This window comes from Mangrovibacter yixingensis, assembly GCF_020523985.1.
Classification (GTDB): Bacteria; Pseudomonadota; Gammaproteobacteria; order Enterobacterales; family Enterobacteriaceae; genus Mangrovibacter; species Mangrovibacter yixingensis.
In genome coordinates, this window is record NZ_JAIVKM010000003.1 from 345463 (window position 1) to 364934 (window position 19472).

Below are 19472 nucleotides of genomic sequence, written 5' to 3' on the forward strand. Positions count from 1 at the left end.
CCGCCATGTGGCATACATACACGCGTGAATACCTGGGCTTGGGTGTGTTCGCCTTACTGGCTCGCTGATATTCATTAGCCAGCCAGTAAGCCGTAAAAACAAGGCCGGTATACCCAGCAGGGCAACCGGCCTTTTCTTGTATTGCTGGCGCTAAAGCTGAACATGCCAGGGGCTCAGAGCCAATTAGCGTTATAACTGTAGATTCACTGTACCGGTTTTACCTGTGCCACCCAGAGCGGTAAATCCCAGGTGCCGCCCAGGCGCAGGTAACGGCACGAGCCGGTGCCACCTTCATGGCTTTTACGGAAAGCAGAGCCATCCCATACCCAACTGGCACTCCACCAGCAATCGCCCAAACCACGGCCTTTCTGGCCCAATGAAATAACGCCATCGCTATAATCAGTGCCGGAAGTTGTCACCAGTTGCGGTTTTTCAGCAAGCTGGCTATCCATTACCCAGTAGCCATAGCCTTCGTTATAAGCCGCCCGCCAGCACAATGCCGATATAAGGACATGAGATTTATCTACTGGCTGGAGTGTTATTGCTTTTTCTTCAGAAGAGAGCATGTCGCCCATTTCACCGGGGTCATCAAGAAGGTCGCACTCTTCTGATTTACCCAACGCCGCCAGTAATTTTGGCTTAAGTGCGGCCATTTCTGGCGCGGTTAACGCTCGTGTTGGGGCAGTGACAGTTTTCGCTTGCTGAATAACCGGCTCAGGTATTGCGGCCAACACGGTACTTTCCGGCTTATCGCCTTTTTTCGTTAATGCGCCGGGCGTACCAATGCGCCCTTGTACATCGTCCATTTTCAGTAATACGGCATAAGCGCCATCGCCAGAGAGCACAAAGGGCTCCGGCCCACCTTTAAATTCAACCTTGCCACTGCCTTTAATGGCAGCAACCAGGCGCTGGGTTTGTTGTTGTGAGAGTTGCCAGTCGTCGTTTTTAGTTGATGTTAACGCCCCCGCAGGCTGGCCGTTGATCCACAGTGCCAGTTGGCTGACTGGCGCGTCTTCACCCTCATCCACTTCAGCCAGCATCACTTTGCCGGTAACCGCACTGCCCGCACCGGCTTTACGGGTTAACAGCACCGATCCACCCTTGCCCTCTTCCGGACTGTAACCTGCCGCCCTGCAGGTTAGCGTGTTATCGCACACCACTTCCCAGTTTTTGTGGCTGAACGAAACCCCATTTTCCTGAGCCAGCGCTGGCACGCTGAAAAATACCATCGCCAGTATTCCCACCGGGACAATGCCCTTCATGCCATCTCTCCATAATGCATAGACAAGATTAATCTTAAAAACAAATCACCAAAAACAGATTGCCATTACGCGTAATGTTCAGGCCGAAAATACAACGTTGTTTTTACTGAATGGCACATGCTTACGGCACAACGCCAACCAGCACTTGCTGTATTGCACTGAATGCCGCAATGAAAACGATAAATAAAGTAACCAGGTGCTTTATATATATAATTAATTACCATGAGGCAACAATTACACAGGGTTATGGAGTGACAGAAATGATCAAACGGGCAACATTCGCCGCTCTTTTACCGGTAATACTTCTGGCAAGCGGGTGCGACGATGCCCCCAAAGATAAAGCAGATAGCGCAGAAACACCGAACACCACCAAGGACAGCCAAACTACGCCTGGCGGTAACGAACTGGATAAGCGGCTGGCAGAGATACGCTCGCAGTCTACATCAGAAAAAATTCAAGAATTTAATCAGTTAAAAGATAACGACCCCAAATTACTGCAAAAATCTGTCGTTGCGGAAGTTAAAAAGCAACTGCCATTATTAATTGATGATGCCACCATGATGGCGGATGTCTCTGCAGAGGGAAATACATTCACTTATAAATTCGTGATTAAAGGGCTCCCCGCCAGTATTACGAAGAATGAGGAATGGCGCAGTAATATGCAAAAAGTGATTATCAAAAATTATTGTTCTAAGGATAACCGGGTAAAAGTTTTCCGCTCACTTTTCCCGGACGGGGCTGTTTATAACTACTACCAGGACAATAAACTGGTCTATTCCTGGAAAGCACAGCCTTCGGTATGCCAGGAATAGGTGCGACAGCCAACTTGTTCGCTACAAGGTGAACTTACAAAAGCCTTACCAGGAGACGCAAATGCCCGTGTTTATTTTCTTAAAAAAGGGCAACCAGATTACTGTAGTGGAGAAAGCCGATGCAACTGAGGCAACCCGCCTGAAAGCACAAGGTTATGAACAGCAGTTTGAGGAGATTACCGCCCCCAATGCCGCAAAAGCACTGGCCCGCTTTCGCGATATTAAACAAGATGAAGAATCAATACAGTATGGTTTCTCTACGGGTGCGGCGTTTTTTTCCCTGCTTGCCGTGCTGATGTTCATCATCAGCTTTTTCTTGCAGAGATAGCCAACCCGCCGCGAAACACAGGAGCCGGTCGCTCCATCAAAATACTTCATATTTTTTGAAAGAGATCCGCAAATTGTTTTGATTTTAATCACCACATGGCAGGCCTATGATTGTTCACATCAGGGCAATACAGCCCCTACCGAACAAAATCATTTAAGGAATACGACCATGAAATCTATCAAAACTTTCGTTGCAGTTGCCGCTCTTTCTGTTATGTCTTTTGGTGCTTTCGCTCAAAGCGTAACCGCCACCGCTTCCACCCTGGACGGTGCTGAAGCACAGATTGCAGCCCAGGCTAAACAGGCTGGCGCTTCTTACCACATTACTGAAGCCAATGTGAATAACGGCGTACATATGACGGCTGAACTGACCAAATAAGCCAGTACCCAGGCGAAAAAAACCACCTTAACCGGTGGTTTTTGCGTTTCTGAGCCTATTCAGACTTTGCGGCTTGCCAGCGTAACGCCAGCAATAATGGCAGCAATACCTGCCAGGTGAAACAGGCGGAACGGTTCGCCAAGAAACAGCAGCGAAAGCACCACTCCGAATACCGGAATCAGGTGGATACACAACCCGGCGCGGGCAGCCCCAATAGTTTCCACACAGCGCCCATAAAACCAGTAAGAAATAAACGACGGGCAGACACCCAGAAACAGCACTGCCGACAACGTGGTGGTATTCCACTGCACCGCCAACCCGCTGATATGCTCATGGAGCCAGAGCGGTGACACCACCAGTAACGTAATTAGCACCTGTACCCACAGTAACCCCATGCGGTTAATTTCCGCTGGCAGTTTACGCAGCCAAAGTGTGTATAACGCGAAACTTGCCATGGCCCCGAGCAGCATTACATCACCAGATGAAAACGCCAGTTGCATAAGCCCCTGCAGGCTGCCCCGAAAAATAATCACCAGCACACCGCAAAATGACACCGCAATACCAGCCACCTGTAACCCGCCAAGGCGTTGCTGATAAAACAGCGCCCCAAACAGCATAATCAGAATGGGTACGCAGGAGTTCAGCAACAAGGCATTAGTGCCGGATGTGTGGTGCAGGCCGTAGTAAACCAGCAAACTAAACGCAGTAATGCCACTGAGCGACAGCGCGATAATGCGTAGCGGCACCTGCAAATAGCGGCGAAAATCCCGCCGGACAAAGGGCGCGGCAAAGGGGAAAATCACCACCAGCGCCACCAGCCAGCGAAAAAAGGTTAATGTTGCCGGGGGAATATCATTGCGAATGGCCCGCCCGACAATAAAGTTACCGGCCCATAATAAAGGCGGGATAATAAACAAAAAAAAGGCCACCAGCCGCGCAGGCGGTGCGCCACGGGTTTTCTCCAGTGCTGCAGATGATTCAGAAGCCACCCTGTTACTCCTTATTCTTCTCTCCCGCACAGGCCTTGCCGTACACCACGGGCAGAATGCTAATTATTTTCTTGCTCATCATGTCTGGTTTTCGGTTATTTGGCATTAGCGGTTTGGCACTTTAATGCAAATTGTGTGGGGGTGGGTGGAACTGAGGGGCAACACATATGTTTAAAAAAACGTGTTTTATCGACATATCGCCAGAACGTGTCGATACCGTAAACATGTTTGGGCCATATGTTTAAAAAAATGCGTTTTATCGACATATTGATGGTGGGATTGTAAGCCTGGCAAGGTGCTTAATGCCTGAGCGGTTCTGGTTCGGTGAGTAAAGGCAGACCGGGAAAACCTTAAGCAAAAGCGAGTGCTATAATACTAATCCCGTTCCTGCTTTGGGAATACCACAATGCCTTTAAAACACATCCCGTGCGCTTTACTGCTATTACTCCCCTTTTCAGTCTTTGCCGCGCGCCCAGGAGAGAGTATTGATAACGCGCTTCTACAGTGCAAAAACAACGCAGAAAATACACTTGCATCGCAACTCTGCTATAAAACCGCCATTACACAATGGGATGCTGAATTGGGGAAACAATATAAATTACTCATGAACGGGCAACCAGAAAATGTACGTGTCGCGCTACGTGACTCACAACGGTTATGGATTAAATACCGGGATACATACATTGAGGCGATGAAAACATATTACCAACAAGAACAAGGCACCATATGGGGGCTTGTGGCTGCTGAGAGCATAATGAATATTACTCGCGACAAAGCGCTCGACTTGTATCGTTTAAGAAACAGCACAAATCTGGGTGATTAAATGGATACACCGCTCACTCATCGACCTCGTCTTTCTCAAACGCAAACAGTGCGCTGATATCAACATTCAACCCTTTGGCTAATACGTTGATCACTTCCAAAGTAGGATTACGAACTCCGCGTTCAATGCCACTGACGTAAGTCCTGTCCAGCCCGCATTTATCCGCAAAGGCTTCCTGAGAAAGACCAGACTGTAATCTGAGTTTCTTGATGTGTGCGCCAAAAAACGCCTGAATGTGCGAGGATTTTTTCATCCCGCTAACATGGCCTGATGTTGCTTATCAGACCACGGACTATAAGTCACAATTAACGCACAATTCCCCAGACAGATCGCAAACCAGTGCAAAACCATCAAGAAGCCGACTGAACAAATACAACTAATGTAACTGACGCCATTCATTACATATTCTTTCAGCCTGCCACGAGTTTCCAATCAAAATTGACGTCGTTATGTTGATTATAGTTAAACGGACTATAAGTCACATTTCATTCATGTTAGCCTCTCAAAAAGTGACTGATAGTCTACAAAAGGAGCAATTATCATGACCAACACAGACTGGCATGCGGCAGATATTATTGCTGCACTGCGTAAGAAAGGGACGTCCATGGCCGCGGTTTCCCGGGAAGCGGGGCTGGCATCTTCCACGCTATCGAATGCACTTACCCGCCCCTGGCCCAGAGGCGAAATACTGATTGCAACGGCAATTGGCGTGGATGCCAGCGAGATTTGGCCGAGCCGTTATTTTGATAAGCAAGGAATGCGGATAGACCGCGCAGCCATGATGCGCATAAAGAATGCGGTTTGATTATTCGGCACGCCGGTAAAGGGCGTGTCAGATAGATGAAAAAGAAGGGAAATGCGTGGTTTTTCCTTCTTTTTAGTTAGCAGCCGAAAATCAATAACTTGATTTTCCTGGTTTTTTATTGGGTGTCACCCTCTTGTTCTGTGCAGACATGAGGTTTGTCATCAGGCTCGCAAGCCCGTAAAGGGCGTGTTTGGTGAAGAGTACCCTTGATAAAGACGTTTACCATACTCAACTGTAATACCAGATTATTTTCAGGGAATTGCTACTGTATTTTGAAAAAAACACCTGCTATGGTTCTCAACCAGTATATCGTTGAGTGTCTGCAGGAGTGAATAATGGATGACACACAATTGGAAATTAAATTGCGTGCAAATGGCTTTTCAGAAAAGAACATTATTCTTCTAAGGAAAAGGTTACAAACGCCGGATGGCGAACTCAAAACACTGCACATTTTACTGAGTGAGCTAAGAAAACGATTTTATATCTCTGTTGCCATTGTGATATTCATGTTTTTAATGGCAGGGTATGCAACATTCGCCAGAAACACGGGGAATGGTTACTGGTACTTTGGGGCTATCATTATTTTATGTATTTATCTTTTTGCTGCCACACCAATAGGAATTGCATGGAAAGCTACCCGTTTCCTGAACAAGGAGGGGTAACCTCCTTGCTCTTACTTCCCACTGCTATCTGAATGGGATGTTTTATCCATATCGTATAATTTTTTTCCTGCTTTCCCCATTTCGAATGCCATAAATTCCAGGGCCATAGTAGATATTTTCCGGGTTAAATCACCAGGTAACCAATACCTGGCTGTGCTGCAAGCCACGCAACTCAATACTCCCTTCTCTGCCTGTGACATCAGAAGAACCGCGGATCAGCACACCGCCGTCATCATTCAAAATCAAGTGGACTGGTACAGCCATTGATTAAACTCCTTGCGATTAGTCGTACAGCCATTCCCTGGCTTTAGCTGATTGAATGAACATATCAATAGTGAAATCGGGAATATGCACGGGTTCAGTTTTTGCAAAGGGATTCCATGACAATTGAAACCTGGGATAATAGGTTTCAATGTGGAAAGCTGACATATCCACATTGAACTCTTTAGCGTAATCCTCGATAAGTTCCTCAATATCATCCTAGTCCAGCTTTACATCAAAATGAATATTTGAAGATGCAGTAAAGGTGTCGTATTTCTTTTTTTCGGAATATATAACAACCACTACGCATAGTGAAAAGCTCGATTACTCGTTGTTCAATATTACCTACCATAATTTATCATTACCCCGTGCTATGGTGTTGTAATCACGTACAGAGCAATAAGTGATTTGAGTTACATCGGCTATTAAAATAACTTCACAACTGATTGAGGTTGAACTACTTCCCAATTATGATATGTAGTACATAGCTCAGCGTTTACCAACCAGCACAAACAAGTGTACACTCTTAATAGGAATTAATTAAACAGAGGATGTAACATTATGGCGATACCAGCGTATATGTGGCTAAGGGATGATGGCGGTGCTCTTATCAAGGGTGGTGTGGATGTTCAGGATAGAGAATTCAGCATTGAGATAAAAGGCTTTCATCACAACCTAATGATTCCAACTGATAACGCTACCGGCAAGGTAACCGGAACGCGGATGCACTCGCCGATGCTTGTAGTAAAAGAGTTTGACTATTCCAGCCCGTATATTTATAAAGCCGTAGCTACCGGGCAAAATCTTAAATCAGCAGAGATAAAATGGTACAATATTAATGACGCAGGACAAGAGGTGGAATATTTTAATATGCTACTTGAAGGTGTCCGTATTGTCTCTATTTCACCCACAATGGCATCCGTGGATAATCCAAATGAAAACCATATGGAAACTGTCGAAATGCGCTATGAAAAGATAACGTGGAAACATTGCGATGGTAATATTATCTATACTGACTCATGGAATGATCGGGTTACAGCATGAAATGATTAAGGGGCGTTGCTCCTTAATCATATAACCAATACCCTACTTTAGCAGATTCAATTATCATTTCCAGAGTTAGCATTTTAAACCTGTGGTTACGCCAATCTTTTTTAAGCCTAAACTGCCACCAATAGAACTCCGGCATAAAATAGTTATCTAAATTAAAATTTCCGTGAGCAATACCGTACCGCGTAAACAGGTCAAATAACATTTCCTCCAAATCCTCTTGTATGAAGTTAAAATGCTCTTGAAACGACCATTCTTTCTGTGCAGGATTTTTTCGTTCACCGTATTTCTCGGTGACATAATCTAAAAGTTCCTGCTCATCGGGTAACAGCATCAGAAATAAGCCCACTCAATCCGATCTTTAGGCCGGACTATGATGTTATATTTATTTCTCGTTTCTCTGGCAACTACAGCAAGCATGACCACAGCTTGAGCGTAGCCAATATGAGGAACAGCCCTCCCAACTATTGCCCCGAGCTTATTAGTTGCCCGGCTATGGCCCATTACACTAGTTTCGATCCTCATCCCCCACGGAAGGCGGACATTCTTGAGGATTCTACGAGATAACTTCGAGGCTATACTAGTACGTTTTACCTTTGACCCCAGTACAACTCGCTTAGGTAGAATAGGTTGCCCGGCCAGAATCATTGCTGCTGTTTCAACTCCCCAACCAGTACGATCAGCAAAGCCCTCGAGAAATATTAGCCAGAATAATTCTTGTTGTGTAACGTTAGCGTGACCATTATAAAAATATGTTCCATTTAGCTCTTCAGTAGTATCCATCAGTAACCCTTCACTCCCTGTGTTTTGTATGCTTATCGTACTATTTGAGTAATCGGGCTGACGAAAGTTTTTTGCCGGGTAAATTCTGAATTCAGGCAATAAGTGATGTTGGTGGGAAAGTGCAAACGGCAAGACTGGCAGAACCGGAACCATCGATGTTGGTAAACCAGAGCATATTTAATTAGTTAGCGCTTTACTAAGCACAGCCTCGCCAGTGGCGGTGTTAAAATGCAGATAAAAGCAGTCACCATTACCCTGACCTGGCTTCGCGCCTGCACCACCCCACCGTAGCTTCTGGTATAACCTAACTGAATCAAATAATCCCGCAACGGCTTAATACTCGTTACCCCCAGCTCTGGTTGCTGGAAAAACACGCTTGGTGAGCTTCGCTGCGCTTCAGGTCATGCACCCAATACTCAGGTTTTGAATACCTGTTTACGATGCCAGCCAACATATTGTTCAGAGGGCCACAACGATTTGTCATGAAGAAGGTGTAACAACTGGCCGTTCCGTTGCCAGAACAGATTGTCTGCCACCATCGTCGGCAACATTTATGCTGCGACAGATACCTTACATTGACTTTTCACTCGGCAGGTTGTTTACTTTTTTTATTATAGTTACACCCTGAGTGAATCTATGGCATCAAAAATAAACTGGTTATTGCAAAACACCTCTCCGGGAAGCCTGGTTTTGCAATCCTGGCTAACCCGGAACAACATATCGCCTTCTCTGGCCTTTAAATACGCACAAAGTGGCTGGCTGAAAAAACTGCGGGCTGGCGTTTATGCGCGCCCAGGGCGAGAACCAGACTGGAGTGATGCGCTATGGTGCCTGCAAAGCCAGCTTGAAGCGCCGGTGCATTTGGCCGGGCTGAGTAGTCTTTCCTGGCAGGGCCGTTCCCATTACCTGCAACTTAAGCAGAGTCAATGCTGGCTTAGCGTTGAAAATAAAACGATATTACCCAAATGGTTTAAAGAATTTCCCGGCGTTGACTGGCTGATGGTATCGAGCCTGAAGCTCCCTAAATTGGGTGAGAAGTACCGAACTGAGCTTGAAGTAAAAGGGAAAAAAATAACTGCCAGTGCACCAGAACTGGCAGCCTACGAGCTATTAAGCGCAGTACCTCAGGAAATCTCATTTGAGCACGCCGCCGAGCTTTTTCAGGGGCTGGTCAATCTCAACCCACGTAAAGTGGAGAAGCTGCTTACACTCAGCCAGTCCGTACAAACCAAACGCCTGTATCTGTTTTTCGCCAGTTTCTATGAACATGCATGGTTTAAACGTGTGGATACCAGCAAAATCGACCAGGGATCCGGCAAGCGACAAGTCGCTGTAAATGGCAAGCTGGACACGCAATACCAGATTACTGTGCCCGAAAATTTTATTAAGAAGGGAATAAGCCATGGATAAAGCCTCCCCTTACTACCGCCAGGTCGCCCTGCTGGTGCGAGCATTACCCTATGTCGCTAACGAGCCCTGTTTTGCGCTGAAAGGGGGTACAGCGATCAACTTATTCATTCGCGATTTCCCCCGATTGTCTGTTGATATCGATCTGGCCTACATCCCGCTGGAAAGCAGAGAGGTTGCGTTGCCCAACGTGCGGGAAGCGCTCACCCGCATCGCCGCTGAACTGGAAGCGCAAGCCGGGATCCATGCAGTGCTTCAAACCCATAATCCCGATGAGATGCGCATCATTGTCACCACTGACAACGCACAAATTAAAATTGAAGTCTCGCCAGTTGCCCGGGGAACATTATATCCACCGCAAGAACGCGACGTCGTGGAAGCCGTGGAGGAAGAATTTGGTTTTGCCGCGATCCCAGTTGTCTCACTGCCTGACTTGTACGGCGGCAAGCTATGTGCTGCGTTAGATCGCCAGCATCCCAGAGACTTTTACGACGTCAAAATGCTACTTGATACACAAGGAATCGACCGCGCTATATTCAATGGTTTTATCGCTTACTTGCTAAGCCATAATCGCCCATTGTCCGAAGTGCTTAGCCCACGCTGGAAGGATATTACTGAACCTTTTCAAAATGAATTCAGCGGTATGACCTTTGAGCAGGTCTCACTGGAAGAGCTAAGAGAGATCCCAGAAAGAATGCTCAGCGCGTTGAAAGCGCATTTTACTCAACGGGATTTCGACTTCCTGATGTCATTTAAACGTGGCGAGCCTGACTGGAATTTAGCATCAGAGCCCCACATTCAGAATTTGCCAGCAGTTCAATGGAAGCTGCGCAATATTGGACGGATGTCGGACGAAAAGCGCACGCAGTCCCTGGAGAAACTGGAAAAGGTTATAACAGAATGGCTGGGGTAGTTTATTAAATTCACTATAGTTACACGAATAGTGAAACTATATAATTTGTTATAAACCAGAAAAGTTCTCCTTGGGATCAATTGCCTTCCAACACTTAAAACCAGGGTGGCTATTGGCTTTGTTGACGACCTGGTTTGCCAGTGGCACCCTCTCACGAATAAGTGCTTTATGATGCAAGCTCGTTTTCTGCATTGGTTGTAAATTTTAAAAGTGAATTATCGATAGCCTCACTTGTATTATCAGCAAACACAGAGAAGGGGAATAGCCATATATAAAATTAGTCATACAACCATTTTCCGGCTTTAGCCGATTCAATTATCATTTCCAGAGTTAGCATTTTAAACCTGTGGTTACGCCAATCTTTTTTAAGCCTAAACTGCCACCAGTAGAACTCCGGCATAAAATAGTTATCTAAATTAAAGTTGCCGTGAGTAATACCGTACCGCGCAAACAGGTCAAATAGCATTTCCTCCAAATCCTCTTGTATGAAGTTAAAATGCTCTTGAAACGACCATTCCTTCTGTGCAGGTTTTTCTCGTTCACCGTATTTCTCGGTGACATAGTCTAAGAGTTCCTGCTCATCGGATAACAGCATTCTGAACCTGCCGTAAAAAATCTTCTGGCGTTGTTCCCCACAACTCAGGCAAGAAGTACTCGCCATAACGAGTTCTGAACGCATGATCTAACTGTGAGCCCAGGGAGAGAAAAAAACGAATATCCTCAAGTAACCTGGCTTGCATCCCTTTGCCGGATTGCCTGAGATAAGCATCAATTTTCGGTCTGATTTCATCACTGCCATCAATCAGGTCATAGTCACGCCCAAAATAGTTCATGATGAGGTTATCCAGCTCAAGCTCTTTATTCATATCAGAACCCGGAACAATTTATATTGAAGCCAGAAAAATAGGGCTTCTCATTGTAGGAAGTTATCTCAACCCGATGGTCATTTCACCTGATGGCACATCAATCGCATTTTCTTTTATGCTTGATTCTTTTCATTCCATGAGTCAGAGTGCATTATATTTCCGTGGTTATGTAAGTGGGTGATTTTTTCATAGCTTAATGAAACATCTTCCATATGCCCCGTACCTGTCACTGTGCGCGTATAGTGCATAACAGGACTAACGCTAACAACCCGAACATTCTCTAAAGTGATTGTATAATATTCTTCTTCCTGCCCGCTGTAATTAATATGATAAAACTTAAATTCAGCACTTTTTAATACCTGCCCTGTTGCAACCGCCTTGAACAAATGAGGAGATGATTTATCTATCTCTTTTGTGAAGTTGAATGGTGTATGCTGGCGATTTCCTGTAATTTTTCCGGTTAACATATCAGTAGGTATGATTAGAGAATGTTGCAAGCTACGTAGTTCAATGCTTCCTTCACGCCCGTGAATATCACAAGACCCCATAATCTGCGATCCGCCGTCATCATTCAAAATCAAGTGGACTGGTACAGCCATTTTTAACGCTCCTTGCTAATTAATCATACAACCATTTTCCGGCTTTAGCCGATTCCGCAAACATTCTTACAGTGAGAGGTTTCGATATTTGTTCAACAGGCTTAGATGTAAACCACTTTCTAAAAAACCATGTCTTAAACCATGGATAATAAACATTATATGTCATCATAGAAAGATCAATATTAAACTTATCGCTATATTTATCCATGCAAAAAACCAAATCATCGGCCTCTGAATATTCTTGTAATATGTCATCTAACTGTAATGGTATTAGCTTTCCTGTGAACGTGCCCAACACAGGAAGCTGATCACGAAAAAACGCTAATACGTCTTGTTCAGTTACCATATGCGATCTTTCTCGTGGGCGATGGTGTTATAATCTCTCACTGTTTTATAGACGATCTGACTAACATCACTTGCTACAATCGCCCATCCAACAACTGGCAACCCCTACCAATAAATGCACCTAAATTAGTTACATACTTTGGCTTTAATGTAGCAATGCTTGCTTCCGTGATAGTAGGCAATCTTATTGGCATTTCAACATTCAGTAGTTGACGAAGATATTTAGAGGCAATAGAAGTACCTGCTGTTGTTCCATATGGTTTACCTCTCGTTTTTAACAGAGGCAAGCCAAGAATAATGCAACTCATTGCTACAACGTCTTTAATCCCACCAAACTGATCATTTATTTTGTCTAAAAAAATCCAGAAAATAGTTCACCTGACGAAATGTTACAGACACCTTTATAAAAATATGTTCCATTTAGTTGCTCAACTGTATCCATCAGTAACCCTTCACTCCCTGTGTTTTGTATGCTTATCGTACTATTTGAGTAATCGGGCTGACGAAAGTTTTTTGCCGGGTAAATTCTGAATTCAGGCAATAAGTGATGTTGGTGGGAAAGTGCAAACGGCAAGACTGGCAGAACCGGAACCATCGATGTTGGTAAACCAGAGCATATTTAATTAGTTAGCTCTTTAGTCAGCTCAGCCTACACCACCCCACCGTAGCGTCTGGTATAACCTAACTGAATCAAATAATCCCGCAACGGCTTAATACTCGTTCCCCCCAGCTCTGGTTGCTGGAAAAACACGCTTGGTGAGCTTCGCAGCGCTTCAGGTCATGCACCCAATACTCAGGTTTTGAATACCTGTTTACGATGCCAGCCAACGTATTGTTCAGTGGGCCACAGCGATTTATCGTGAGGAAGGTGTAACAACTGGCCGTTCCGTTGCCAGAACAGATTGTCTACCACCGGGCTACGGCTAACGCCGCCGGAGATGCGGATAGCCAGATTTTCATCCAGCCCGAATGCGCCCCTGTCAAACGCATCATGGTGCAGCGAACACAGCGCCAGACCGTTGTTTACTTCACAAGGCCCGCCATAGGCTTTCCAGTGAATATGGGCGGCTTCAATACCAACCAGCGCACCATCCAGCCGTAAGTCGTAACCGCAGAAAGCACACCGGGAATGGTAAGCCCGGAGGACGATATCCCTGAAGCGCGGATCGCGGTTTTTTGACCTGTCGATAAAATCAAAACCCAGTTGGTTGGCGAGGATCCGCTGAATACTTTCGGGGAAGCGATCTGTCAGGATCTGCTGGGCCAGTTGGTCGATTTGCCCGGGATGTGCCAGTAGCGACTGGTAAGCCGTTTCATCAAAACCGCCCATCACTTGATTATCTATCAACTCTTTCTTTGTTGGCTGGGTGTTGCCTGTACGGGGTTTACAGCCTTCAGCGTTGGCGATTTCCCAGAAGCCGTCGGTTCTGAGTCGCCAGAATGGCATATTGGGGTAGTCAGTGCGCCGTTTGGGGCCGAACTCTTTTAGCAGGTGAGTAAGCTGTTCGTGGATCTCAAGGCCGTAATTGAACAGGCGCGGGTGGCCTGCTTTGTACTGCGACAACACATACAACAGCAGCAACGGCTTATGCGGCGCGCATACGTCCCCCTGACGCCACACAGAAACGTTGGAGATGGCCGATTGCAGCGCTGCGCGAGATATCATAGGAGTTAACCAGGTAACAGACTGATGTTGTTGCGATCATGCTCGCAAAAGCGGTGAAATTCAATTGTTGACTGTTGCGTTGTTTAGAGGGAAACCGATGCCTTATGTCTTTTGACCTGCGCCCTATGGTTTACTCTGAACTCATAAGTGATGAAAAGATCGCGGAAAGCCTTGTGGATGCTGAATTTCAGGCAATAAATTATCAAAATAGTCACGAACAACATTACCGCGCCAAAGCTGATTACCAGGCGTGAAAGGCAAAGAAAGCGATAAAGGTCTTCCCTGCTCATCCACTATCCATTCTGGAAAGTATTGCAATAAATCCTCGCCGCTGACCTTCTCCCAGAATCCGACCCGAATCCATTCATCCATATTGCTAAACGCTGCCGTGTTCGACGCATATCGTCACCATTTTTCCCGTCTGGCAGGTGAATCTTTTTGCGGTTCTGGCTCGTTCATTGTTGAAGATGACATCGAAGAAAGTATCTGTGGTCCAGAAGAGAGGACCATTTCAACACCCAGTACGGTGAATACCCTGAATAGCCGCTCCATGCTGGCACTGGCTGGATTCGCTTCCAGCCGGGCATAGGTTTGTTGTGTTACTCCTAACCTTTCAGAAACTTCTTTTTGTGTCACACGCTGGTTTAAAATTTTGAGTAAAGTTAAACCATAAATGTCACTTTAGCGATTATTTTAAACTCACCTCATGCACCTAAAAACAGGCACTATCTTGTTAATGTACGTTTTAAGGTGCAATTAAGTGATTCCAACATCAGATCCTCCCAAATTCCGGGCGTGTAAAAACGCAGAATTTACAGCATCAATATCGCCTCCTGACACATCGTATGCCTCAAAATGATTACGCCACTCCCTGACCACTCGCCAGATTCTATCAATCTCTGCAATAGCATCAGCACGGCTTAGTCCAAAGCGCTCACACCAGGAAACGGCATTGCCGAGCGTGGCCTCTTTACCATATTTGCCAACCCCCAGATGAAGCCGACGATGATGAGAGTGCACCGGACGAGGAACCACGTCATAAAGCGGACTGATTCTCCACGCCAGAGCAACATCGTCCTGCGGCTCCAGGGCCCCTCTCGCAGGGTTCTGTACTGGCGATTCCATCAGGACAAAACCATGGTTACGCAGATGATCATCATCATTGTTAACCAGGATATTAAATACCATTCTGCAAAACAGTTCCTTCAGGTCGTCTGCAAGATTGTCTGCGCCGAGATGTCTACGCATCGCATCCGCCAGTTCCGCATAACTGCTTTCGACCGAAGCCATTTCGTGAATATTCATCAAGGTGAGCGCGGAGACAAAATGACGCCTGCCGGTATTGTCTCCCTGGCCCACACGGTCAAAACGTTTGATCAGCATAGCGAAGCGTCCCGGTCCAATCTCTTCAAGACGCGTTTCAGGGACGTGGAGTCCCGCCGCATCCGCAAGACGCAACGTCGCGTGTTCAATTGCCGGGTAACAAAACCCGCGGTCGGTACGGGAAGAGAACTTCGCAAGCCAATGACTACCATCCTCTACGACCACCGTCGCTTTTGGCCGCATCCCCCCCATACTGGAACCCGCATCAAATATCCCGTGCAGGTTGGCAGGCAAAGGTGCACCGTTTTCGATTCTCTCCGCGGCATCAAACAGGTATCCCAGGGATTTTATATCCGCGGAGGTATCAAGATCTCTGGATTGCTGCCCATCAGGAGTGAGATCCAAAGCCCCTGTCCGGTTTGGCCCGGCCTCCAGCAGATATACCGATTCAGGCAATGAATTCGCAGGCACACGTTTTTTAGCTTCAATAACCCGTCGTCCCCAGGCATCTGGCGCAGCATCCCTGATCCCGCCAAACAGCGTTGACTCCTGTGCAAATAGCTCCTGTTTTGCTACCTGCTGGCCCTGCAACATACCCAACCCCACAGGATCGATTTCAATTGCGCCGTTTCTTTTCAGGTATTTAAGACCATAGATAAAACGCGAAGCCAGAAGGTCGGCGCCTTCTTCCTGTAAATGCAATTTTCCGGCCGGAACAGACTCCGTTGCTCCGGGTAAAAATGCATGAACCAGCAACGTGCTCTCAGAAATCATATTCTTCCAACTCCTTGTTGCTTAATGGCCGTGCGCGCCGAGGACGTTGAAGACTCTTAACGGCCTGTACGGCGTGATCCTTCTTCCCCATAACATCACTAAGCGTTGCGCCAGGCCGAACAACACTGAGATAACGCAGAATCTGACCGATAGCGACGCCTGAATCACCATTCTCTATACGACTAACGGTGTTACGACTGATATTGGCGCGCACCGCGACTTCTGACTGTGGAATTTTTCGCGCAATACGACTTTGCGCCAGAACATAGCCCAGGTCAGATAGCTGGCGGCTTAAATCAGAAGGTAATAAATCCTGCTGTGTACGCTTCATTTTGCACCTTAAAACACGCACTAAAGACTTAATGCTCATTTTAAGGTGCATTAGAGTATTTTTCAAACAGGTATGCGATTGTAAGCATGTTGACGAACTGGTTGCCCGCGCTGCCCGGATTGACCAATTTTTGTATCAATCAGGAAGCTTATCGCGGCTGAGCGGAAGACAAGTCACCCTACTCAATATCATTTTGGCGGAGCCTGGCAGGAGATTTGTGAGAAAAAAGCGCAGAAATTAAAAGCCAAGAGATTACAACAGTTGTTTGAGAAAATGGGACGTGATCGTATTTCACAAAAAGATTTATACATATGATCATCAAATCTATATGGCGGTATATTATCCGTATTGAATCTTTAATTAACTATTTTTATTACTATACAAATGATTATTCATTAAATAAAATCTGGCGAATATTTAGATCTGCATACAATAACTAAACCAAGATTACTCCTAATTATAAGTTGTGGATAACTAACTGTTTTCCTGTCCTAATGTGAAGGAATATAATAAATTATCTCACTAATTTTTTACTCAATGATGATAAAGTGGCATTCAGTTGCCTGAAGCGGGAGGGACTTTGCGATCCCATCGAACAAAACCACATATATTTCGGCTGACAAGTTCAGTGGGGGCTTGTGGTACCAACGAAGTAAAAGAAGTTAAAAATCTACAGTTAATGTTAGATGCTGCAGGTTATACCTTGAGCACAGGGCGGCCTTTACCTGTGACGGGACGGTGTTCAACTGATACTATTGAAGCAATACGCTGGTATCAATCGCTATTAAGAATGTCTCCAACAGGGCTTGTACAACCCACTGACATCTGGTTTATGGAGGCAATGCGCAATGCCTCAAGCTCTGAATGGCGACCTAAGCATAGTGGAGGTATCTTGACAGTTAAGGAAGGGCAGTTGACTTTCGACTATGAGGGTGCCGATTATATCACTGCGGTGGAACCTTTTCGACAACCCTCTCGTATGCCTTGGTTTTCACGCATTTTACACCATCCTACCAATAATTCTGGTGTAACGTTAGGGCGTGGTTTTGATATGAAAAAGCGAAGTGCTGGTGAAATACTTTCGATACTAAGACAGGCCGGGATTGAAGAGTATAAAGCACAGATTTGTGCTCTGGCATCACATTTATCAGGACGTGAAGCTGATAATTTATTTATCAAAAGAATGATCCTCACAGGCTAACTTTACGGTTGAATTACTTAAAATGAAAACAATATTTTTATTATTACCCCTTTTAGCGTTTCAGTTTAGTGCTATTGCTGACTCACTACCAATCTTGAAAAATAAAGCCGTTGAAAGTTGCATCACAAAATATGGTGAAGAAGATGATGAATGCCTTGGTTCTTTGAATGATAAAACCAAAAGTGAACTATTAACCGTATATAATGAGAAGTATCATGAATTAGAGAAAACTGATTATACAAAATGGTGGATGGGAACTAAGGAGCAAAAACAGAATATGTTATCTGCTTTCAAAAAAAGTCAAGATGAATGGATTCAATATAGAGATAATTTATGCCAAGTGCTTACAACAAGTGAGCAGGGTGGTCATGCTTTTGGTGAAGTGATGTTGAGTTGTCTGATTAATATGAATAATAATAGGATTACAGAGATAAAAAATATCAATCCTTAGAAAATTACTAACCAGAGGATTTCATCCCAGTCCGGTGCATTTGTAAGTATCCCTGCAATCCGGACCATTCACTTTTAGAGATCTTCCGACATACTGAATATGTCTTTTAAGGAGATCGCCATGCGCAAAGCCCGATTCACCGAACATCAGATCATCGCCGTGCTGAAGTCCGTCGAAGCCGGACGTACCGTTAAAGACGTCTGCCGCGAGGCCGGGATCTCTGAGGCCTCGTACTACAACTGGAAAGCGAAGTTCGGCGGTATGGAAGCCTCTGATATCAAAAAGATGAAAGACCTGGAGGATGAAAACCGACGCCTCAAACAGATGTTTGCTGATCTCAGCCTTGAGTGCCGGGCACTTAAAGATGTCATTGAAAAAAAGCTTTAAAACCAGCGATAAAGCGTGAACTTGTCAACTATCTGACCGCGCAATTTGCCATGAGTTTACGCCAGGCCTGCAGGACGTTATCGCTGAGCAGGACAGTGTATTTTTATCAGCCCGATACCCGGCGTGATGAACCGGTGATCCATGCGCTGACTGAACTGGCAGAACGCTATCCGCGCTACGGTTTTAAGAAGCTGTTCCAGCTGCTGCGCAGGCAGGGCAATACCTGGAACCATAAACGCGTTCACCGGATTTACTGCCTGCTGAAACTGAACTTTCGTCGCAAGGGAAAACAGCGACTGCCAGTGCGTAATCCAGCACCACTGGCGACGCCGCATGCGTTAAACCAGAGCTGGTCCATCGATTTTATGCACGACGCGCTGATCTGCGGCAGACGCTTCCGGACCTTCAATGTGGTGGATGATTTTAACCGTGAAGCTCTGGCGATAGAAATCGATTTGAATATCCCGGCTCAGCGAGTCGTCAGGGTGCTGGACAGGATCGTGGTAAACCGCGGATACCCGCTGAAGATGCGGATGGACAACGGACCGGAACTGGTCTCACTGGCGCTGGCTGATGGAATATAACAACGAGCGGCCTCATGAATCCCTGAACAACCTGACGCCGGAAGAGTACCGGCTGATGGCTGAAAAACCGGAACTCTCAAAAAGTACGTGGAACTAAAGCTGGGATACTTACAAAGTGCCTGTAGCCGTGAGAAACCTCAATATAATTTGATGCGTTTACAGCAACGGGGAAAGGAGTGTCAACTAATAGCAGCCTATACAAATGCTCTCTGGTTGTTATATACCTTTTCCTCATATTCATAAATATAACATAAGATATAAAAGAGATAAGGCATCAGGAATTTGGTTTGATCCTCCAAAAATTTTATGGAGTATTAAATTTATTTGTGATTGGTGGATATGGATAAAATCTTTCAAATACAGAAAATATATTTGACAACCGATATTTAATATTGTATTTGATAAGTATTCCTTGAGAATATTCACTTTATTGAAGTGTCTGATTGCCCCGTATATGGGGAGTAGTTTACAG

The 19472-nt window shown here is 45.6% G+C and carries 24 protein-coding genes and 7 pseudogenes; 12 read left to right on the top strand and 19 right to left on the bottom strand.

Annotated elements, in window-relative coordinates; genetic code table 11:
* Nucleotides 1-203 precede the first annotated feature (203 nt).
* The gene (locus LC084_RS15490; protein ID WP_226572082.1) at nucleotides 204-1262 is read right to left on the bottom strand and encodes a DUF1176 domain-containing protein; all 1059 of its coding nucleotides are present in this window, start codon (nucleotides 1260-1262) and stop codon (nucleotides 204-206) included.
* Between the two features lie 260 nt (nucleotides 1263-1522).
* On the opposite strand from LC084_RS15490, the gene LC084_RS15495 reads away from it, so the two are divergent.
* The 3 genes from LC084_RS15495 to LC084_RS15505 all read left to right on the top strand — a co-directional run bounded on the left by LC084_RS15495 (nucleotide 1523) and on the right by LC084_RS15505 (nucleotide 2780).
* Nucleotides 1523-2074 (top strand): protein K, encoded by a 552-nt coding sequence (locus tag LC084_RS15495; RefSeq protein WP_226572129.1) that lies wholly within the window; start codon nucleotides 1523-1525, stop codon nucleotides 2072-2074.
* A gap of 61 nt (nucleotides 2075-2135) precedes the next feature.
* Nucleotides 2136-2402, top strand: coding sequence for a hypothetical protein (locus LC084_RS15500; RefSeq protein WP_226572083.1), 267 nt, complete (start codon nucleotides 2136-2138; stop codon nucleotides 2400-2402).
* Between the two features lie 168 nt (nucleotides 2403-2570).
* Nucleotides 2571-2780 carry a YdgH/BhsA/McbA-like domain containing protein gene (locus tag LC084_RS15505; RefSeq protein ID WP_226572084.1) on the top strand — a complete coding sequence of 70 codons (210 nt, stop codon included), beginning with the start codon at nucleotides 2571-2573 and terminating at the stop codon, nucleotides 2778-2780.
* 59 nt (nucleotides 2781-2839) lie between these two features.
* Here LC084_RS15505 and LC084_RS15510 read toward each other — a convergent pair whose 3' ends face one another.
* Nucleotides 2840-3769, bottom strand: a complete 930-nt coding sequence (locus LC084_RS15510; RefSeq protein WP_226572085.1) for a DMT family transporter — start codon at nucleotides 3767-3769, stop codon at nucleotides 2840-2842.
* Between the two features lie 406 nt (nucleotides 3770-4175).
* Between LC084_RS15510 and LC084_RS15515 the strand changes: the two genes are divergently transcribed.
* Nucleotides 4176-4592: a lysozyme inhibitor LprI family protein gene (locus LC084_RS15515; RefSeq protein WP_226572086.1), complete on the top strand. Its 417-nt coding sequence runs from the start codon at nucleotides 4176-4178 to the stop codon at nucleotides 4590-4592.
* 13 nt (nucleotides 4593-4605) lie between these two features.
* Here LC084_RS15515 and LC084_RS15520 read toward each other — a convergent pair whose 3' ends face one another.
* Entirely contained in the window at nucleotides 4606-4845 is a 240-nt protein-coding gene (locus tag LC084_RS15520) for a helix-turn-helix domain-containing protein (protein ID WP_226572087.1), read from the bottom strand.
* 288 nt (nucleotides 4846-5133) lie between these two features.
* Here LC084_RS15520 and LC084_RS15525 point away from each other — a divergent pair, with 288 nt between their 5' ends.
* On the top strand, nucleotides 5134-5397 hold the full coding sequence (locus LC084_RS15525; protein ID WP_036106771.1) for a helix-turn-helix domain-containing protein: 264 nt from the start codon (nucleotides 5134-5136) through the stop codon (nucleotides 5395-5397).
* Nucleotides 5398-5732: 335 nt separating this feature from the next.
* Nucleotides 5733-6059 carry a hypothetical protein gene (locus tag LC084_RS15530; RefSeq protein WP_226572088.1) on the top strand — a complete coding sequence of 109 codons (327 nt, stop codon included), beginning with the start codon at nucleotides 5733-5735 and terminating at the stop codon, nucleotides 6057-6059.
* Between the two features lie 129 nt (nucleotides 6060-6188).
* On the opposite strand, the gene LC084_RS15535 is transcribed toward LC084_RS15530, so the two are convergent.
* From LC084_RS15535 to LC084_RS23375, 3 genes and pseudogenes are all read right to left on the bottom strand, one after another.
* Nucleotides 6189-6323 carry an Hcp family type VI secretion system effector gene (locus LC084_RS15535; RefSeq protein ID WP_404808649.1) on the bottom strand — a complete coding sequence of 45 codons (135 nt, stop codon included), beginning with the start codon at nucleotides 6321-6323 and terminating at the stop codon, nucleotides 6189-6191.
* Nucleotides 6324-6341: 18 nt separating this feature from the next.
* Nucleotides 6342-6672, bottom strand: a pseudogene (locus tag LC084_RS23370) (DUF1493 family protein).
* Nucleotides 6666-6758: pseudogene (locus LC084_RS23375) on the bottom strand (STM2901 family protein); the annotation flags it as partial. The pseudogenes LC084_RS23375 and LC084_RS23370, both read right to left, overlap by 7 nt.
* Nucleotides 6759-6881: 123 nt before the next feature.
* Here LC084_RS23375 and LC084_RS15545 point away from each other — a divergent pair.
* Nucleotides 6882-7364, top strand: a complete 483-nt coding sequence (locus LC084_RS15545) for an Hcp family type VI secretion system effector (protein WP_110025931.1) — start codon at nucleotides 6882-6884, stop codon at nucleotides 7362-7364.
* Between the two features lie 22 nt (nucleotides 7365-7386).
* Here the strand turns inward: LC084_RS15545 and LC084_RS15550 are convergent, their stop codons facing one another.
* The 3 genes and pseudogenes from LC084_RS15550 to LC084_RS23305 all read right to left on the bottom strand — a co-directional run.
* Complete coding sequence (locus LC084_RS15550; protein WP_226572089.1) at nucleotides 7387-7704, bottom strand: DUF1493 family protein; 318 nt, start codon at nucleotides 7702-7704, stop codon at nucleotides 7387-7389.
* On the bottom strand, nucleotides 7704-8153 hold the full coding sequence (locus tag LC084_RS15555) for an STM2901 family protein (RefSeq protein WP_226572090.1): 450 nt from the start codon (nucleotides 8151-8153) through the stop codon (nucleotides 7704-7706). The genes LC084_RS15550 and LC084_RS15555 overlap by 1 nt, the downstream gene beginning before the upstream one ends.
* 416 nt (nucleotides 8154-8569) lie before the next feature.
* Nucleotides 8570-8689 (bottom strand): annotated as a pseudogene (locus LC084_RS23305) (phosphorothioated DNA-binding restriction endonuclease); the annotation flags it as partial.
* Between the two features lie 100 nt (nucleotides 8690-8789).
* Here LC084_RS23305 and LC084_RS15560 point away from each other — a divergent pair.
* Both LC084_RS15560 and LC084_RS15565 read left to right on the top strand, forming a co-directional pair.
* A complete protein-coding gene (locus LC084_RS15560; protein WP_226572091.1) occupies nucleotides 8790-9563 on the top strand; it encodes a type IV toxin-antitoxin system AbiEi family antitoxin in 774 nt (257 codons plus the stop codon).
* Complete coding sequence (locus LC084_RS15565; protein ID WP_226572092.1) at nucleotides 9556-10473, top strand: nucleotidyl transferase AbiEii/AbiGii toxin family protein; 918 nt, start codon at nucleotides 9556-9558, stop codon at nucleotides 10471-10473. Before LC084_RS15560 ends, LC084_RS15565 begins: the two co-directional genes overlap by 8 nt.
* A 277-nt stretch (nucleotides 10474-10750) precedes the next feature.
* Here the strand turns inward: LC084_RS15565 and LC084_RS15570 are convergent, their stop codons facing one another.
* The 10 genes and pseudogenes from LC084_RS15570 to LC084_RS15615 form a co-directional block, all read right to left on the bottom strand.
* Nucleotides 10751-11068: a DUF1493 family protein gene (locus LC084_RS15570; protein WP_226572093.1), complete on the bottom strand. Its 318-nt coding sequence runs from the start codon at nucleotides 11066-11068 to the stop codon at nucleotides 10751-10753.
* Complete coding sequence (locus tag LC084_RS15575) at nucleotides 11052-11339, bottom strand: contact-dependent growth inhibition system immunity protein (protein ID WP_226572094.1); 288 nt, start codon at nucleotides 11337-11339, stop codon at nucleotides 11052-11054. The genes LC084_RS15570 and LC084_RS15575 overlap by 17 nt, the downstream gene beginning before the upstream one ends.
* A 113-nt stretch (nucleotides 11340-11452) precedes the next feature.
* A complete protein-coding gene (locus tag LC084_RS15580) occupies nucleotides 11453-11938 on the bottom strand; it encodes an Hcp family type VI secretion system effector (RefSeq protein ID WP_226572095.1) in 486 nt (161 codons plus the stop codon).
* Between the two features lie 19 nt (nucleotides 11939-11957).
* Nucleotides 11958-12284, bottom strand: coding sequence for a DUF1493 family protein (locus tag LC084_RS15585; RefSeq protein ID WP_226572096.1), 327 nt, complete (start codon nucleotides 12282-12284; stop codon nucleotides 11958-11960).
* Nucleotides 12278-12725: pseudogene (locus LC084_RS15590) on the bottom strand (STM2901 family protein). The gene LC084_RS15585 and the pseudogene LC084_RS15590 overlap by 7 nt, the downstream one beginning before the upstream one ends.
* Before the next feature lie 351 nt (nucleotides 12726-13076).
* Complete coding sequence (locus tag LC084_RS15595) at nucleotides 13077-13949, bottom strand: phosphorothioated DNA-binding restriction endonuclease (RefSeq protein ID WP_226572097.1); 873 nt, start codon at nucleotides 13947-13949, stop codon at nucleotides 13077-13079.
* A 186-nt stretch (nucleotides 13950-14135) separates the two neighbouring features.
* Nucleotides 14136-14350 (bottom strand): annotated as a pseudogene (locus tag LC084_RS23310) (HipA N-terminal domain-containing protein); the annotation flags it as partial.
* A gap of 4 nt (nucleotides 14351-14354) precedes the next feature.
* A pseudogene (locus tag LC084_RS15605) lies at nucleotides 14355-14585 on the bottom strand (helix-turn-helix domain-containing protein); the annotation flags it as partial.
* Nucleotides 14586-14705: 120 nt separating this feature from the next.
* Nucleotides 14706-16046 carry a type II toxin-antitoxin system HipA family toxin gene (locus LC084_RS15610; protein ID WP_226572098.1) on the bottom strand — a complete coding sequence of 447 codons (1341 nt, stop codon included), beginning with the start codon at nucleotides 16044-16046 and terminating at the stop codon, nucleotides 14706-14708.
* Entirely contained in the window at nucleotides 16036-16377 is a 342-nt protein-coding gene (locus LC084_RS15615) for a helix-turn-helix domain-containing protein (protein WP_226572099.1), read from the bottom strand. Before LC084_RS15615 ends, LC084_RS15610 begins: the two co-directional genes overlap by 11 nt.
* A 580-nt stretch (nucleotides 16378-16957) precedes the next feature.
* Here LC084_RS15615 and LC084_RS15625 point away from each other — a divergent pair.
* The 3 genes and pseudogenes from LC084_RS15625 (at nucleotide 16958) to LC084_RS15635 (ending at nucleotide 19097) form a co-directional block, all read left to right on the top strand.
* A complete protein-coding gene (locus tag LC084_RS15625) occupies nucleotides 16958-17578 on the top strand; it encodes a peptidoglycan-binding protein (protein WP_226572100.1) in 621 nt (206 codons plus the stop codon).
* 22 nt (nucleotides 17579-17600) lie between these two features.
* Complete coding sequence (locus LC084_RS15630; protein WP_226572101.1) at nucleotides 17601-18029, top strand: lysozyme inhibitor LprI family protein; 429 nt, start codon at nucleotides 17601-17603, stop codon at nucleotides 18027-18029.
* A gap of 120 nt (nucleotides 18030-18149) precedes the next feature.
* Nucleotides 18150-19097: pseudogene (locus LC084_RS15635) on the top strand (IS3 family transposase).
* Nucleotides 19098-19472 lie beyond the last annotated feature (375 nt).

Bases quoted from the DNA above. Each gene is read 5' to 3' on its own strand.
- LC084_RS15490 (WP_226572082.1), bottom strand. From the start codon at position 1,262: ATGAAGGGCATTGTCCCGGTGGGAATACTGGCGATGGTATTTTTCAGC.
- LC084_RS15495 (WP_226572129.1), top strand. From the start codon at position 1,523: ATGATCAAACGGGCAACATTCGCCGCTCTTTTACCGGTAATACTTCTG.
- LC084_RS15500 (WP_226572083.1), top strand. From the start codon at position 2,136: ATGCCCGTGTTTATTTTCTTAAAAAAGGGCAACCAGATTACTGTAGTG.
- LC084_RS15505 (WP_226572084.1), top strand. From the start codon at position 2,571: ATGAAATCTATCAAAACTTTCGTTGCAGTTGCCGCTCTTTCTGTTATG.
- LC084_RS15515 (WP_226572086.1), top strand. From the start codon at position 4,176: ATGCCTTTAAAACACATCCCGTGCGCTTTACTGCTATTACTCCCCTTT.
- LC084_RS15520 (WP_226572087.1), bottom strand. From the start codon at position 4,845: ATGAAAAAATCCTCGCACATTCAGGCGTTTTTTGGCGCACACATCAAG.
- LC084_RS15525 (WP_036106771.1), top strand. From the start codon at position 5,134: ATGACCAACACAGACTGGCATGCGGCAGATATTATTGCTGCACTGCGT.
- LC084_RS15530 (WP_226572088.1), top strand. From the start codon at position 5,733: ATGGATGACACACAATTGGAAATTAAATTGCGTGCAAATGGCTTTTCA.
- LC084_RS15535 (WP_404808649.1), bottom strand. From the start codon at position 6,323: ATGGCTGTACCAGTCCACTTGATTTTGAATGATGACGGCGGTGTGCTG.
- LC084_RS15545 (WP_110025931.1), top strand. From the start codon at position 6,882: ATGGCGATACCAGCGTATATGTGGCTAAGGGATGATGGCGGTGCTCTT.
- LC084_RS15550 (WP_226572089.1), bottom strand. From the start codon at position 7,704: ATGCTGTTACCCGATGAGCAGGAACTTTTAGATTATGTCACCGAGAAA.
- LC084_RS15555 (WP_226572090.1), bottom strand. From the start codon at position 8,153: ATGGATACTACTGAAGAGCTAAATGGAACATATTTTTATAATGGTCAC.
- LC084_RS15560 (WP_226572091.1), top strand. From the start codon at position 8,790: ATGGCATCAAAAATAAACTGGTTATTGCAAAACACCTCTCCGGGAAGC.
- LC084_RS15565 (WP_226572092.1), top strand. From the start codon at position 9,556: ATGGATAAAGCCTCCCCTTACTACCGCCAGGTCGCCCTGCTGGTGCGA.
- LC084_RS15570 (WP_226572093.1), bottom strand. From the start codon at position 11,068: ATGCTGTTATCCGATGAGCAGGAACTCTTAGACTATGTCACCGAGAAA.
- LC084_RS15575 (WP_226572094.1), bottom strand. From the start codon at position 11,339: ATGAATAAAGAGCTTGAGCTGGATAACCTCATCATGAACTATTTTGGG.
- LC084_RS15580 (WP_226572095.1), bottom strand. From the start codon at position 11,938: ATGGCTGTACCAGTCCACTTGATTTTGAATGATGACGGCGGATCGCAG.
- LC084_RS15585 (WP_226572096.1), bottom strand. From the start codon at position 12,284: ATGGTAACTGAACAAGACGTATTAGCGTTTTTTCGTGATCAGCTTCCT.
- LC084_RS15595 (WP_226572097.1), bottom strand. From the start codon at position 13,949: ATGATATCTCGCGCAGCGCTGCAATCGGCCATCTCCAACGTTTCTGTG.
- LC084_RS15610 (WP_226572098.1), bottom strand. From the start codon at position 16,046: ATGATTTCTGAGAGCACGTTGCTGGTTCATGCATTTTTACCCGGAGCA.
- LC084_RS15615 (WP_226572099.1), bottom strand. From the start codon at position 16,377: ATGAAGCGTACACAGCAGGATTTATTACCTTCTGATTTAAGCCGCCAG.
- LC084_RS15630 (WP_226572101.1), top strand. From the start codon at position 17,601: ATGAAAACAATATTTTTATTATTACCCCTTTTAGCGTTTCAGTTTAGT.